The sequence below is a fragment of the Bradyrhizobium guangdongense genome, from assembly GCF_004114975.1.
Taxonomy (GTDB): Bacteria; Pseudomonadota; Alphaproteobacteria; order Rhizobiales; family Xanthobacteraceae; genus Bradyrhizobium; species Bradyrhizobium guangdongense.
Window position 1 is genome coordinate 387,837 of record NZ_CP030052.1, and the last position, 13,619, is coordinate 401,455.

Annotated in this window: 11 protein-coding genes and 1 pseudogene; 4 read left to right on the forward strand and 8 right to left on the reverse strand. The window is 57.5% G+C overall.

Annotation, left to right across the window (positions count from 1 at the left end):
* Positions 1–413 precede the first annotated feature (413 nt).
* The 8 genes and pseudogenes from X265_RS37465 to X265_RS37500 form a co-directional block, all read right to left on the reverse strand.
* Positions 414–808: pseudogene (locus X265_RS37465) on the reverse strand (Fic family protein); the annotation flags it as partial.
* A 295-nt stretch (positions 809–1,103) separates the two neighbouring features.
* Complete coding sequence (locus X265_RS37470) at positions 1,104–3,638, reverse strand: S8 family serine peptidase (protein WP_128929966.1); 2,535 nt, start codon at positions 3,636–3,638, stop codon at positions 1,104–1,106.
* Positions 3,541–4,617 carry an AAA family ATPase gene (locus X265_RS37475; protein ID WP_128929967.1) on the reverse strand — a complete coding sequence of 359 codons (1,077 nt, stop codon included), beginning with the start codon at positions 4,615–4,617 and terminating at the stop codon, positions 3,541–3,543. Before X265_RS37475 ends, X265_RS37470 begins: the two co-directional genes overlap by 98 nt.
* 615 nt (positions 4,618–5,232) lie before the next feature.
* Positions 5,233–5,607, reverse strand: a complete 375-nt coding sequence (locus X265_RS37480; RefSeq protein WP_074274398.1) for a helix-turn-helix domain-containing protein — start codon at positions 5,605–5,607, stop codon at positions 5,233–5,235.
* Positions 5,607–5,918: a type II toxin-antitoxin system HigB family toxin gene (locus X265_RS37485; RefSeq protein ID WP_128929968.1), complete on the reverse strand. Its 312-nt coding sequence runs from the start codon at positions 5,916–5,918 to the stop codon at positions 5,607–5,609. The genes X265_RS37480 and X265_RS37485 overlap by 1 nt, the downstream gene beginning before the upstream one ends.
* Before the next feature lie 297 nt (positions 5,919–6,215).
* The gene (locus X265_RS37490) at positions 6,216–6,677 is read right to left on the reverse strand and encodes a hypothetical protein (protein ID WP_128929969.1); all 462 of its coding nucleotides are present in this window, start codon (positions 6,675–6,677) and stop codon (positions 6,216–6,218) included.
* On the reverse strand, positions 6,667–7,629 hold the full coding sequence (locus tag X265_RS37495) for a helix-turn-helix domain-containing protein (protein ID WP_128955131.1): 963 nt from the start codon (positions 7,627–7,629) through the stop codon (positions 6,667–6,669). Before X265_RS37495 ends, X265_RS37490 begins: the two co-directional genes overlap by 11 nt.
* A 76-nt stretch (positions 7,630–7,705) precedes the next feature.
* Positions 7,706–9,067, reverse strand: a complete 1,362-nt coding sequence (locus X265_RS37500; RefSeq protein ID WP_128969532.1) for a carbon-nitrogen hydrolase family protein — start codon at positions 9,065–9,067, stop codon at positions 7,706–7,708.
* A gap of 243 nt (positions 9,068–9,310) precedes the next feature.
* Here X265_RS37500 and X265_RS37505 point away from each other — a divergent pair, with 243 nt between their 5' ends.
* The 4 genes from X265_RS37505 to X265_RS37525 all read left to right on the forward strand — a co-directional run bounded on the left by X265_RS37505 (position 9,311) and on the right by X265_RS37525 (position 13,614).
* The gene (locus tag X265_RS37505; RefSeq protein ID WP_128955132.1) at positions 9,311–10,399 is read left to right on the forward strand and encodes a hypothetical protein; all 1,089 of its coding nucleotides are present in this window, start codon (positions 9,311–9,313) and stop codon (positions 10,397–10,399) included.
* A 102-nt stretch (positions 10,400–10,501) separates the two neighbouring features.
* Positions 10,502–11,077, forward strand: coding sequence for a matrixin family metalloprotease (locus X265_RS37510; RefSeq protein ID WP_237864942.1), 576 nt, complete (start codon positions 10,502–10,504; stop codon positions 11,075–11,077).
* Between the two features lie 8 nt (positions 11,078–11,085).
* Positions 11,086–12,252, forward strand: a complete 1,167-nt coding sequence (locus X265_RS41790) for a S1 family peptidase (protein ID WP_232995545.1) — start codon at positions 11,086–11,088, stop codon at positions 12,250–12,252.
* Between the two features lie 12 nt (positions 12,253–12,264).
* Complete coding sequence (locus tag X265_RS37525; RefSeq protein ID WP_128929974.1) at positions 12,265–13,614, forward strand: alpha/beta hydrolase; 1,350 nt, start codon at positions 12,265–12,267, stop codon at positions 13,612–13,614.
* The last annotated feature ends 5 nt before the right edge of the window (positions 13,615–13,619 follow it).

Consider the following 13,619-nt stretch of genomic DNA (forward strand, 5'->3'; position numbering starts at 1 on the left):
TGGGAAGCTGCGTAAGCCAGGGACATACGCTAAGCTCTCGATTGCTTCCGTGCCTCCCCCGATCCGGGCTGGGGTAGCCGATCTCGCGTCGAGTCTGATCCACTTGAGCAGTCATATTCAGATTCCAGGATCTGAAAAAGCGATACTCGCTCGCTGCACGGCAGAGACTTGGCTACGGCTCTGCTTTGCCAAATGAACCTGCGTATAACTGTTCAATCCTCTCGACTTCCTCTTGGGTCAGCGCCGCGAACTCATTGGCTCGTGCGCGGTTTGATAGCTTACCTTGATTTTGCCGAAGAAAGCCGAAGAGGTTATTCAGCGTCCTCTCGGGCATATCGACTAAACGCTCGACGCCGGCGCAGAACGTGTCGAACCCTTGAAGAACTCTGGCTTCATTCGGAAGATCTTTCTCAGTTCAGCTCTCGACCGAGCAGCCACTCATACAGGAACCAGATGCGACGCCTGTAAAGACCGGTCAGCTTCTGTTTGACCAGCTCGACGATTTCGCCTTCGGCCACAGCAAGAAAAAGCCGCTTCAGGACGGCAAGATCCACGCCCTCGTATTTCAGCGCAATGTTAGATGCGCCTCAAGGGAAGCTTCTGGGGCGTGCCGAGGTGTGTAAAGGCGCCAGCCATCCTGCTCTAGGATACGATGCTTGGTCCCGATCGCCGAGAGCGTCCGTGGAATTGGAGCGGAGAGGTGATAAGCGTCGATGAGGGCGGCATAGCCGGCCGGAGCACCGGCTTCGGGCAAACGCCGGTCATGAAAAATCGTCCCTGCTCCTGAAAACTGTGCGCTCAACGACATATTCCCGAAAGTTCAGCGGCATTAGAGGAGGCGGACGTCGCCGATCTTACGAGATGAGATTCTTCAAGGCCGGATAGCTCGCGCCGAACACGAAACCGTCCACGCTGCGGGAATCGAAGGCGAGCAACCAGAGACCTTGGGCTTCATTGCCTGAGAACCTGAGAATTTCAAAGGTGCAAAAGCTGCGCCGTTTGGCCCGGGATTTCAACCTCTTGGATTGATGCGGCACCTCCGGGCACCTTAGGCAGGCCCATCGCTGGTGAGATCCGTCTTTCAAAGGTCGAGCACAATCGAGCTAGCGGACCGGAACGGCAATGGGCGGCGCAATCCGCGCTCGAGCCTCATTGTAGACCTCAATGATGCCTGGCATGGCTACGGTTACAGCAACGCCGAACGGAACTTGCTCGTCTATCTTGCTGCCTCTGTCAGGCTCGCGTTGAATGATCAGCTCGATTTCAGAATCGACTGTCAGAGCCGGCGCCTTGTCGCCCAGCCAGCGCCGAGAGAAAACGGTCCCCTTGCTTGCCTGATTGACATCAGGCTGCGTCTTGGATGGCTGCACGCGGAACTGATCGATCTCATCTGAACTCGCCAAAAGCGAAAGCTTCACTGAGCGATACGATTGTCGACCGGGATGCACGGGCGTGAACCATGCAAGCGTTGCGGTCACCGAGTGGGGGAGAGATTGGCCGCTCATGCAAGCCGGTAACGGAACAACAACCGAACGTCTTGTCTCCTGCGCCAGCGTTCCGACGGCCCAAAACGTCGCCCTGTCGGAAGCGCAATAAATTGCATCGTCCGGACTAACAACGCCGTAGCCTAAGAAGCGCCGGATATTATCCTTCTGCCTGACGAATTGCTTTGCATCAGCTGGACCTAGCACGCTCTTGATGAGCTCGGCGCTATCTTGCGGCCACGAGGCTGTATGCACTAACAGCGCCTTGAGAAGCGCGGCGCGCTGATGGTGGGGCAGGGACAGAAAGTCCTGCCCGTACGTGTCTTCCAAAGCGTCATGAATTCTGTGAGCCGTCCTGGAGGCCAGAGCTGCCGCAGCACTTGTGCCGGAAGTGTAATGCTCCCAATTGCTGCTGCCCTCGCGCGGCGGAGCTGCAACCTTGAGCCCATGCGGTCGAGCAGGTCCACTTGGCCTTACAGCAAGCGCCGTTCCACTGGCCACCATGGTTAAATGCTCACGAGAGCCAGGCATCAAAATATCCGGTTTGACGCCGTTTGCAAATCCTGGACCCAATCCGCTGGATGGATTGGTGATGATCATCGGATGATACGGATCGACCCTGCCTCTAGCGCTACGGCGATCGGCTGCGCTAACGGCGTCGATATTGGCGGAGCCTACCGTGATCCCGTTCACTGTTTCCGACGGTGAAAGCAGCCGGCGAGAAGTGATCAATCGCGACAGCGCGGACAACGTATGTCTGGCCCGATCGGGCTGGTCCGTCGCTTCATAAGCAGCCATGGTGGGGATGGATGCTATCTCGAATGAGCCGGCGTGATTGCCGGCACTCACGCAGAACAGAATTCCATATCGATGGGCCAATCTGTCGACCAACCTCGCCCAGGGCGACAGCCGCCCATGAAATGGCTTTCGGACATTGCCGAGCGAAAGATTGACGATCACAACTGACGGAGCGCTCGGATCGTCGTTGCGCCGCATCGAGACCACAGCTTGATAAACCAGGTCGACAATCAGCCGGTCCTCAGGAAATTGATCAGCAGCCCCCAAGAGCGGTATGCAATGGATGCGGCGCGCCAGCGGCGGCTCATTGGTGTTTCGGTCGCCATGCACGATCAGAGAAGCCATAGCTGTGCCGTGAGCCCTTTCAGCCACGACGGCTGCGCCCTCTAAATCGAATTGATCGTCGACATTCATTCGATCACGAAGCAGAGGGTGCTGGGAAACGGGCACGCCATCCAATAAGGCCAAAATTGGTTGGCCTTCAGAAGGAAGCGGTCCCAGTCCGCCTTGGAGCTGACTGGCGTCTTCGACTTGCACCGGCGCAACAATACTCTGTGGCCGAATGTGCATGACCGGGTCCATGCCGCTCAACCCGGTCGCGGAGCGCTCGGTAATTTGCCGGATCGCGGCAACTGGCAGGTTAGCCAAAAGGGCATGATAGGCGATGTCCGGGATCCGGCACTGCGTCACAAGAGTGCCACCGACCGCCCTAATCTCGCTGATGACTCCTTGTTGGTTCGAAGCCGCCATGTCCTCCGACGATCGAAACACAAGCTCGATCTCAACGGGGAGAATTTCCTCATCTCCCATGAGCTCGATCTCGTGCGCAAGGATCTCTCGATCACCATCTTGAACACGATCTCCCGGCCCCCATACTCTGATGTCACGGAGCGTCGCAAAGACATCCCGCCAGGGTGCGAACCCCTCCCCAATTGCTTGCCCGGATACCCATCTCTTCCAGAGCGACAGGATGTTCTGCAAAGCCGTGACATCTGGCACAAGAAGATAGGCCTCAGGCGACTTGTCCTTCTCATCGCCCTCCAGCTCCTCTTCATCGATGAGCTCCAGACCAGGCACTCTTCGGATCGCATTCGCAAAATTCGCAACTGCCCCCCGAACCTCAAAAACCAGCAGCCGCTCTGGCGCCAGCGCGGACGGGTCTGATCGCAAAGTTAAGCCGCTTGGGTCTCGACCCAAGACTTGTTCGAGGCGACGGAAGCGGGGGCCAAATGCTGCATTCTGTGCAGCAGCCGTGAATTTAGCCGGCCTGGGGATCGGTTGCGGCCTGCCTTTTGGTCTTGCCGCCTGATTGCCTGGCGTCAGTCGCAGCAGAGGCTTCGTTGGATCGGCCGCCATGCAGGTTCTCTGGCTTTACTCTCGATGACCAAAATTCGAGTTCAGTCTTGACCGCAGAATCGATCGAGATCTCACCAAGACCAAGAATTTGTCGCCGTCGAACGTTCTGACAGAAATCAAGCACTTCAGCATAGGAGGTTGCGTCAATCTTTTGCGCGAGTTCAAAAGCCGACAGCGAAGGGCGCTCGGGCCAGCCCATATAAATTCGTTCTATGAAATGTGCGATTTCCGCAACTTGCGGAGCGGGAAATGCAATCTTTATCTGAAAACGTCTCCATACGGCTCGATCAAGCAATTCAGCATGATTCGTAGCCGCTATTGTTACCACGTAACTGGGAAGTTTATCGATCTGCATCAAGAGAAACGAAACAACGCGCTTGATTTCGCCCGTTTCGTGATCATCTCCACGCTCTTTTCCAATCGCATCGAACTCGTCGAAAAACAAAACGCAAGGTTGGGTTCGCGCATAGTCGAATAGCGCGCGAAGACGCGCGTTTGTTTCGCCTAGATAGCTTCCTACGAGCGCGTCGTACCGCACCACGAAAAACGGCAGAGAAAGGCCCTCTGCAATCGCTTCTGCAAAGGAAGTTTTGCCGTTGCCTGGAGGACCAGACAGGAGAACCCGATGCCGCGGCTCATATCCGCTTGCCCGCAGCACGTCTGCCCGCACATGCTCCTCGATCAGCTGCATCCCTTCGGCGCGCGCAGGCAAGGGTAAAACCAGCTCATCGAGAGATATGCGTGGCGTAACTTCTAAAATCGTGTCGCGCCCAGCAGCTTGCGGAGACCGCTGAGAGGCAACCAGACTTGGCGGCGTCACAGCTATCGTCTGCAGCGCTCGCTCAAGCCGATCGGCCAGCGCGTGATGACTCTTTGCGCGCTCATCAGCCACAATCGCTTCGACCGCCGAGCGCATCATTGGCCGATCGCCGGTCACACCGGCGCGCACGAGAGATATGAGTAAGTCGCTCTTGGCCATGACAGACAGCCTATTACAGGATTGCGCGCCCACGCTGCTAGAAATGGTCCCAGCTTGTGAACAACTCGCCGATAACCAAGGTTCCTTGCCGGGGTCGCTCGGCGAGCCTATCCGGCGGGGATTAACATATTGAAAAGCTGCAACAAATAAGACTTCTCGTCCGCCGTCATGACTGGTCGAGTCTGTTCTGCCTGCTCAAGCATTCCCCGTCATCCTGTTGACTGCCTGCCTCTGACAAAACTAGCCAGCCTTCATAGCTAGCGCCGACCGAAAGTCCGGCAGAGCCTTCGAGCACTCGCCTCGCGCGCTTTGGCGCTTTATGCCCATCCGAGAGGGGTCGTCAGGGGATTGTTCACTTTTTGTTCAATGCCGTCAAGTCGCAGTCCAATACCGGCGTTCGACCTGTTCCGGAGCGAGAATCGTGAGCAAATGGATCAAGCCCACCGGGGGCGCCGATGCTCGTATCCGTGCATAGTCGAGCTGCTGCAAGCAATGGATGACCCTAATCCCTAAAAGGCGTTGGAATCGCATGCGCTGAACTTTCTCGCGTCGATGCAAATATTCACGGCCGCCGAGCAAAGTAGCCCCCTATCGAAAGTCATGGTCCCGATTGACCTAAGCCGCAACACTTCCGCTCGCGGAGATCAGCAAATCCGCTGGAATATGGAAACGTTCGCGCAGACGCTTCACCATCGTCATGCTCAATTCGCGCTTGCCGGACATGACCTCACTGACGCGACTAGCAGTGCCCAGAAGCGGCACAAGATCAGCGCGCGTCAAACCATGTTGTTCCACCAGATAGGTTAGCAAATCGGGCAACGGCGGCGCTTTGCGCGGCCAGCGTGCGCGTTCATAAGCCTCGATAAGGCGAGCCTGAGCTACCATACGCGCTCGATCGGCAGCCTCGTTAGATTGCATCAGCTTGCCGACAAGCGCCTTGGCCGCCTCATGATCGGCCTGGTTCTGGATAATTATCAATGTTGCCTTCATCACACCGTCTCCGCGTCCACCTTGTCACAGTCTTCATGACTGCCGAAAAAGCGGATCATCAACACGCCATCACGATATTGAACCATGGCGATCAGGCGGTAGTCATTGGCCTTGATGTTGAACACCACGCGTCCGCCTTTCAGGATGCTTGCCTTGGGATGCGATCGCTTCACCTGTTGCGGCGTCCGCCAGTCCGAAGCCTCAGCAATTGCCAGCCATGCCCTGTATTGAGCGCGCGCTGCATCGATGCCCCGATGACCAGAGCGTTCGGCAAAATAGCGCTCACCAAGGTCCGTGCCGACCACCAGCATGAAGGGATACTACCGTCGATTTCCCAAAAATGGAAGAGGGGAATTTCCATTTTTGGGAAACGCATGCCGCCCGCCGACAGTAAGATAGTCTTGCCACTCGGGGCTAATTCACGATCCGATCGGCTCGCACTTTCGCGGCGAAGCCGAAGCCCGCCGCGAACGCTTCTAGGCACGCCCCGCGGTTGATAAATCAAAATCGCATTTCGAACTCAGAATGACGCGGTCAATTGCGACTGGACAATTTTGTGCGTTAGAAGCAAAAGAATCGTCTCGCCGCAGATGCTCTCAAGACTTCCGCTAGGGAAGATTGGGCGGCTGACCAATTCGCTCCAGATCGGCGAGACACTTGTCCAGGTTGCTTTTGGCGTCCTGCAGGAACCTGCTCGTTTCGGCAAGCCGCCTGAGATCAGGCTTGACCGGTCCCTCGCTCACAGCGCTCAGCTGGTGGCAAACAGTTGCAAGATCACCCGAGATGTCTTCGAGGACGAAGGCGAGGTTTTCCAGCGGCACGAGCTCCGAAAAGAAAGACTTCAAGGCGCTTTCGTCCTGGCCAGAGGGACCTTCGAATCTGACTTCGACCAGTGGCACCAACACCTCGCGGTTGTCGCGCCCGACCCTTCCCATGCTCATGATGAGCGAGCTGAACGTCGTCGAAACAAAGGTCAACCGATCGAGCAGGGTGTTTCCATACAATACTAGCGATTCCGATTCGCCTTGCGCCTGCTCCGTTGTCGAAGCCCCGAGATCCTCATTCGACATGCTCGGAGTCCTCTCCTGCGCTCAAGTGCAGCATACCCGAAGGGAACGAGACGGGCTTTGGACTGTTCACCGCCTCAATCGATGTGGAGGCGCCGTGACCTTCGGCTTTCTTCACCTGCACGACCGTCACCGACGAGCCATGATACGAGCTCTTCGTTCGCGCCTTCATATAGCCGGGAGCTGTCGGTGCCGGCGGATGAAGCAGGTAGTCCTCCATCACCTGACGGACGCCAAGCGGGTCACGCATCACTAGTCCCGCCGCATGCAACGTAGGATGCATCGGGCTCGGCAAATCAAACAGGCTGCGAAGAACGACATTTTCTTCAGCCGTGAGGGCAGGGTGGGTTCTGAGACCCATTTTCCTGCGCATAAGCTGCGCCAATTGGCCAGCGCCCCTTGCTGTGGGCCCTTCGTGCCTTTCAAGCGCCATAAGGCCATCGCGCGTCAGCGCGAAATGAGCAAACTTTCCAGCCGCCGTTCGTTCCACAAAACGCGCATTGGTCATCAGGCGAAGAATGCGGCTGAGATTGGCATCCTTCAGATCCAGTTTCTTAGCAATGACCGTCTTCTCCAGCTGACGCGACGGTGCATCCCGCAACAACCGAAGTATCTCGACGACATGCTGACGGTGCATGACCTCGCTTGGACGAGCAACCTTGGCGGTGTTGATCGACATCTGCAGAAGATCGTAAAACGCTCTGAAGCGCTCGGCATAGGCGGCATTCTTCGGCGCGAGCGAGGCGCTCACCCGACGCAGAATATCAAACCATTCCCGCAGCTCCGGATCGCGGCGCCGGCTCTCCAGAGAATTCCAGAGCCAAGCCCCAAGTGTTGCGTAAATACGCTCCAGGCTGCTTTCGGATCCCTCTTTAAGGAATTCCGAAATGACGCTCCGCGCCTCAGTCGCGGTGGCCTCGCCGCTCTCTATCTTTTCCAATGCTACGTCCGACATGGCCATACCCTACGTCACAACCCTTAAGATCATTTTACAACGCTTTACTCTGATTTTAGTCTCTGAATCTAGGGTGTCACCGGCCCCATTTGTAGGCAGTCCAAACGGTCTTTTGACCGAGTTCCCGGGCGGAAACAGCGTTCGGCTCTTTGAGGAGGGGTAATATAGTACCAAGCCGGCCATCCCCGTAGCGGTTGTGGGTGGGATGTTGCACGACAAAACTTCGCGTGCCGAACTTCACTTCCACCTGGCTCGCAGTCGTCTGGTGGCCCTGCATGGTGCGGTCGTTCCCCATCGAGGGGACCAGCATCACATCGACATCCAGGTCCCTGAAGGGCGTGTCGCAGACGTCACAGAAGTCGAGGCAAATTGCGACGCCAATCAGGGCGCCTTCAGTCGCAAGCACGCACATCCGCTCGCCAGCAGTTATGTTTTCGATCCCCCAGTCGTCATCGGCGTAAGGGGCGATCTTGTCGTAGACGAGCCGCTCCTCGCCATAACCGTCATAAATCCGGGCCCGATTCACAATCTCCTTGCCTGCCACCTCGTGCCACGTTCCCGGAATGACGATCTCCGGAGGCTCCAGCGGGTCGGCCACATCTCGCTCGCGGATGAACTTGACGATCTTTTCTCGCAGTCCTGGTGGTACCGTGAGCTCGGGCCAGACGATTGCGATGCAGTTCTCCTGCAACGCGTTCGCCATCTGAAGCAAGACCGCGTTCCCCGCCGCCGGCGCATCGACGCCGCTGACGATGAAACGCTTGTCCCCGTCTACCGTTGCGAACTCCGCCTCAAGCTTGAGCGCCTCGAAAAGGCAGGCGCCCATTTTCCAATTCGTGGGGTCTTGAGCGGCACTATGCAAGGTACGGCTATCGACCACCTCGACGGCATAGCCGTCAATGAAGGTGGGCAGGATCCGATGAAATAGCAGGCCTCGCTTTGAATAGGCTTGGCTCCGCCGGGCAGGGCGGCCGGCGCTCACGCCCTGTCGCGGAATGAACCAGCATCCGAGCGCCTCCAGGCGCCACTCGCCCGATGCAATCGGCCATTGCGACCGCCGCTCGAGCAGCACGCGGTCGATGGCCCGGATGAGACCTCCAAGCGACACAGCAACCTGCTCGGGGGTCTCCTCGGAAACGGACCAAAGGAGGCGGCCTTCTCCGACGCTGTCACCGAAACTCCGGGCAGATTCTTCAAGACGCCGCTCCGAAAGATTGCGGTAAGCCTTGTACACGCTCGGCGGCGCCTTGCGGAACAACTTGTCGAGCTCGATCAGAGCCTTCCTCAGTTCGTCCCTTCTGGCATGCGTCATCGAGGCCTGTGATTGAGCAAGCTCACCAGCTGCCTTCTTCCACTTGCCGAACTCCGTTGTCTTCAGGCGGCTGTCCGCAGGCCCAGGCAAACGACTCGTCCAAACGACTTCGCCAATATGTGCCATTGATAGGCGTACGGTTCGCTATTTGCAATCGGCCCGACTGTGACTTACGCGCGTCTCATCATCTAGCTGCGGGCGCAGTTGCTCTGAATGTCAGAACGCGCAGAAACTCTGCATCGAATTATACGATGGCAACGAAAAGCTGCATATGGCTTCCGATACTCTTGACGAAGCACGAGCAAAGCATTTCAATCTGGGCGGGAGATCCGCGCGCGAGCGACGCGAAGCGGACAGGGGGCACAATCGATGTGGAAGATCAGCCGGGCCGCGGCTTGCCTTGGCGCCTGCTTTGCGATGGGCGGATGCACCAGCCTGTACTATGTGCACGATCCGCAGACTGGCGTGATCACAGCCGGCGAACTGCCATATTTTCTCAAATCGATCCGGTGCGAGGTCGTCACCTTTTATCAGATCGAGCGCGAAAGGCGGAAGCACTACCTCAAGATCTACAAGACCAGGCCGGAAGAGGCGTTCGACCGCTTCGCCCATTTCGACATCGACCCGTTCCTATACGGCACCTTCTTCCTGGAACTGAAAGTAACCGATACCGGCGGTGTCGGGTCCGGCACCGCCTTCGACTATAAGCGCGTTCTAAGTGCCACCACCGCCGAAGTGACCCATGTCGGCCCCACGGCTTCGGCGCAGGACACCTACGACCTGATCTGGTCATTTCTCTTGAAACAGAATGCCGAGCTTGCGTCTGATACCTTGCCGCTGGCATCTAGCCCGGCAACATATGAGCGCGGCTGCTACCGGGGAACGCCGACCGAGCTCCTCGAGCTCGAAGCTCTCGCCGAAAACAAATATCCGGAACGGGCCGCTTTCAAGCGCATCACCGTCGATGCCTCCAAGCCATTGGCGGCCTGGCTGCGCGACAATGCAATTTTGATCGCCGCCAACAACCTGACGCCGGCTATGCCATCGGAAATAGCTGAGCCAGCGCAGATGACCTATACTTTTTCGATCCAAGTGACCGGAGGCATCGAGGCCAAATACTCCCTTACATCGGCGCGCTGGACACCGGCCGCCATCCAAGCCTCCGCATCTGCGCAGCAATTCAGCAATCTCGGTATCTACATCAATGGGCCGAATGCCGTCTTGGCCAACGGAGCAAAGTCTGGCTCGGCCAGCTATGCAGCCAAACAGCCGGCGCTCGGATCAAAGGACAATCCGATTTACACGACACCAATCCCGGGAGGGGAAAAGTCGCAGGAGTTGCCGGAGAGCGGGGGGGCCGCAGCCCGCCGGCCAAGGGCTGGTGGTGGCCCGCGGACGAACGGCTTTATCTTCGCGCCGGTGCCAGTCTTCCCGCCATCTCCAACGCCTACTCAATAAAACATGACTCGTTACTGCCTGCTCGGATTGCTGGTTCTTCTCGTGCTCCTCCCCTGCAGCAGCGCGAAGGCTCAGCCTGCGCTTCCCTCAGGGGTGTCGGAGATGGAGCTCTTCGGAACTGTGATCCGCAGCTCCAAATGGGACGTGAAGGAAATCCCGGTCTGCTGGGAAAACCTCAATCCTCATGACCAGAAATATGCAGAACTCGTCCGAAAAGCCGTGGCCGAGACCTGGGAAAGCGCAGCACAAGGAGGCGTTTGGTTCGCCAAGACCTGGCCTGCCTGTAAAGAGGGCGCAGCCGGCGTCCATGTGCGCATCGCCGACGAGGGCGCGCACACCGACGTCGTCGGCAAGTATCTCGATGGCAAGTCTTCGGGCATGACCTTGAATTTCAGCTTCAATCATTGGAGTAAAGGATGCATCAATAAGCGCGAATTCTGCATTCGTGCGGTCGCTGTCCACGAATTCGGGCACGCGCTCGGCTTTACTCACGAGCAGAACCGCGACGATGCTCCGGAACAGTGCCGCAACGAGAAATTTTCAGGATCGGTCGGCGACTACAAAGTCACTAAATACGACCCCAATTCCATCATGAACTATTGTAATCCAGCATGGAACGGAAGCGGACAACTCAGCCCACTCGATATCGCAGCCGTCAGAACGTTTTATCCGTCCTGACCCTCGCCTTGCTCTTTGTCATCTCCGGGCAGGCGCTAGCCGATCGCGCCGCGGTGCAGATCGCCGCGCGCTATAACGTCAGGACTGTTCATGTCCAGTTTGTCGGCGTTATGTACAACGGCAAGCAGGAAGTCGGAGGCGGCTCCGGCCTTCTGATCGGCGACAACCTCGTGCTCACCAACAGCCATGTGGTCGGACGCGAGGAAAACTACAAGAGCTTTGAGGTCGATGCTCGCCTTGGCTCGCGCAACGCAAACCCAATCAAAGTCAGCGCGATTCACCGCGACGACGCCAACGATCTTGCCCTTCTCGAGTTGGCCCAGCCGGCCAGCAACAGCGGCGGAGCATCGCGCTGCCCAATGCCGGTCATCAATGAAAGCCAGCAGGCCCCAATGGGAACCCAACTCTATCTGCTCGGCTATCCCCTCGACCTGGATCTGAGCATATCGAGCGGCCTGATCAGCAATCAAACCAGCCCAAATGGGCGCTGGCAAACCGATACTGTCATGAACGTCGGCAACAGCGGAGGTCCCGCGTTCAACGAGTTCGGCGCGCTCCTCGGTATCGCTGTCGGCGGCATCGTCAAATGGAACGATGCCCAGGTCAACGGAGTGAATTTCATCATTCCTGCCACGGTCATAGCCGCGAGTCCGCTCTACAAGCTGATTGCGGCTATCCCCCAACCATCCGTCTGCTGGACCAAATGGGTCGACACTACAATCTCATTCGAGAACTGGAGCAAGCTCAACTCGACCCATGTGCAGACGCAAGCCAATCAGGGCGTGAAAATTCCCGAGATCCTGGCCGGCGCGCTTCACACGTTGCTTCCAGAAGACCGGCGGCTCATCGTCAATGTTCCGCTATCGCAACTCGTCGAGCTCAAGCAGATCGAGCGCTCATACACCGTCGACAAGACCAAGGATGATCATCCCGTCGTGTTTGCCGAGCATTCGGCCGACTACGCCGAGACGTTCCCAGCCGAGCCGGGCTACCGTATCACCGGCTGCTCCTGGCATGTCGAGACGGCAAACGGAGCCGGCAACATTGCTTGCGCCATCAACGATGGCGGTGCAGAGGCGCGCTTCACCTACAAGCTGACCAGTGGACCCGCCGTCGATCGGTACCGTGGATGGCTCGGTGCTACCGTCAATCTATCTCAAGTTCTTGCGAAGTAAGGAGGAGGGGCCATGGTCGTCTCGACATTGCGAGCCGATTCTTCAAATGCGCTGCACTGGCTCTCGTCGTTCCGGCAGCTCCGCGCGGCTTTAATTGCTCTGGTCTGCATGTTTGTCGTCGGCTGCGCTCATCAAGCACCTATCTCGAGACCGTCAAAGCCCCAAGCCCAAAACACGCATCAGCACCACGGGCGTGCATTGACAGGATATCACCATCATGCCGCAAGGTATTACGGCCCGAGGTATTATGGTCCGAGACGCCATGATTATGGCTATCATCGCCCCACAACGGGTGAGGCAAGTGAGGAAGCACCTCCCGAGAAACCGACGCCAACTGGCGCCGAGGCTCCCAACAAGCCCGCCATCAAGGGCTTGGTGCCCGTTTATTTTGCGACCAACCGCGAGGTGATGGGAGGCCCGAATCTGCAGCTGAAACAGATCACCTATGATCGTTCGGCCACGAATACCTATGGCTGCGTGACTGTGAGCATACCGATCGTTCACAAGATGGGCGAAGTCGAAACGCCAAAGACATATCTGTACGGCATTTGGACAGAGGCCGAGCAGGACGGAAAGCACTTTCGAATCCAGACTCTATCGAAGCTCTCACGAGAGGAGTTTGCCTCCGCGATCGCCAATCCTGCCGACAGCCTGATGCTGTTCGTCCATGGCTACAATGTTCCTTTCTCGGATGCAGCGTTCAAGGCCGCTCAGATTGCCTTCGATGCAAATTACAAGGGCCGCGTCATGATTTATTCCTGGCCCTCGAAAGGCGGGTTGGCGGATTACGATTACGACCGCGAAAGTGCTTTGCATGCCACCGATGGATTGTTCGATCTTCTCAAGCTCATCAAGACGGAGGGGAACGTTTCGCGGATCATCCTGATCGCACACAGCCTTGGCAGCGAAGTGGTATTGGGCGCCTTGCAGCAGGCAGCGCTGAGCCAAACAGCGCTTGGCATTACCGAGCTGATTTTCGCAGCACCCGACGTCGACCGTGACCTCTATCTGGAGCGGGCTAACCAGATCAAAGCGGCCGCGGGTGCGGTGACCGTGTACGCCTCGTCAACTGATCTGGCTCTGCTCGCCTCGATGAAGAAGGCGCAGTCGAAATCGCGAATGGGCTATGTGACTAAGAGCGGTCCAACTCTCGTCTCGGGCATCGAGACGATCGATGTCTCTGCGGTCGGAAGCGAAATGTTCGCGCTCAATCATAGTACCTATTCAACGAGCCGGGCGGTCCTCGACGATATCGGCCGGATCATCTCCTCATCTAGCCACCTCAAGCCACCGCAGCGGACCCCAACTTTGCGCTCGATGCCTAACGAGCTCAACGCGACCTATTGGATGTATCCTTACTAGTCATC

Coding starts and splice junctions, on each gene's coding strand:
- X265_RS37480 (WP_074274398.1), bottom strand. CDS start 5,607: ATGAAGGCAACATTGATAATTATCCAGAACCAGGCCGATCATGAGGCG.
- X265_RS37525 (WP_128929974.1), top strand. CDS start 12,265: ATGGTCGTCTCGACATTGCGAGCCGATTCTTCAAATGCGCTGCACTGG.
- X265_RS37500 (WP_128969532.1), bottom strand. CDS start 9,067: ATGGCACATATTGGCGAAGTCGTTTGGACGAGTCGTTTGCCTGGGCCT.
- X265_RS37510 (WP_237864942.1), top strand. CDS start 10,502: ATGGAGCTCTTCGGAACTGTGATCCGCAGCTCCAAATGGGACGTGAAG.
- X265_RS37475 (WP_128929967.1), bottom strand. CDS start 4,617: ATGGCCAAGAGCGACTTACTCATATCTCTCGTGCGCGCCGGTGTGACC.
- X265_RS37485 (WP_128929968.1), bottom strand. CDS start 5,918: ATGCTGGTGGTCGGCACGGACCTTGGTGAGCGCTATTTTGCCGAACGC.
- X265_RS37470 (WP_128929966.1), bottom strand. CDS start 3,638: ATGGCGGCCGATCCAACGAAGCCTCTGCTGCGACTGACGCCAGGCAAT.
- X265_RS37505 (WP_128955132.1), top strand. CDS start 9,311: ATGTGGAAGATCAGCCGGGCCGCGGCTTGCCTTGGCGCCTGCTTTGCG.
- X265_RS37490 (WP_128929969.1), bottom strand. CDS start 6,677: ATGTCGAATGAGGATCTCGGGGCTTCGACAACGGAGCAGGCGCAAGGC.
- X265_RS37495 (WP_128955131.1), bottom strand. CDS start 7,629: ATGTCGGACGTAGCATTGGAAAAGATAGAGAGCGGCGAGGCCACCGCG.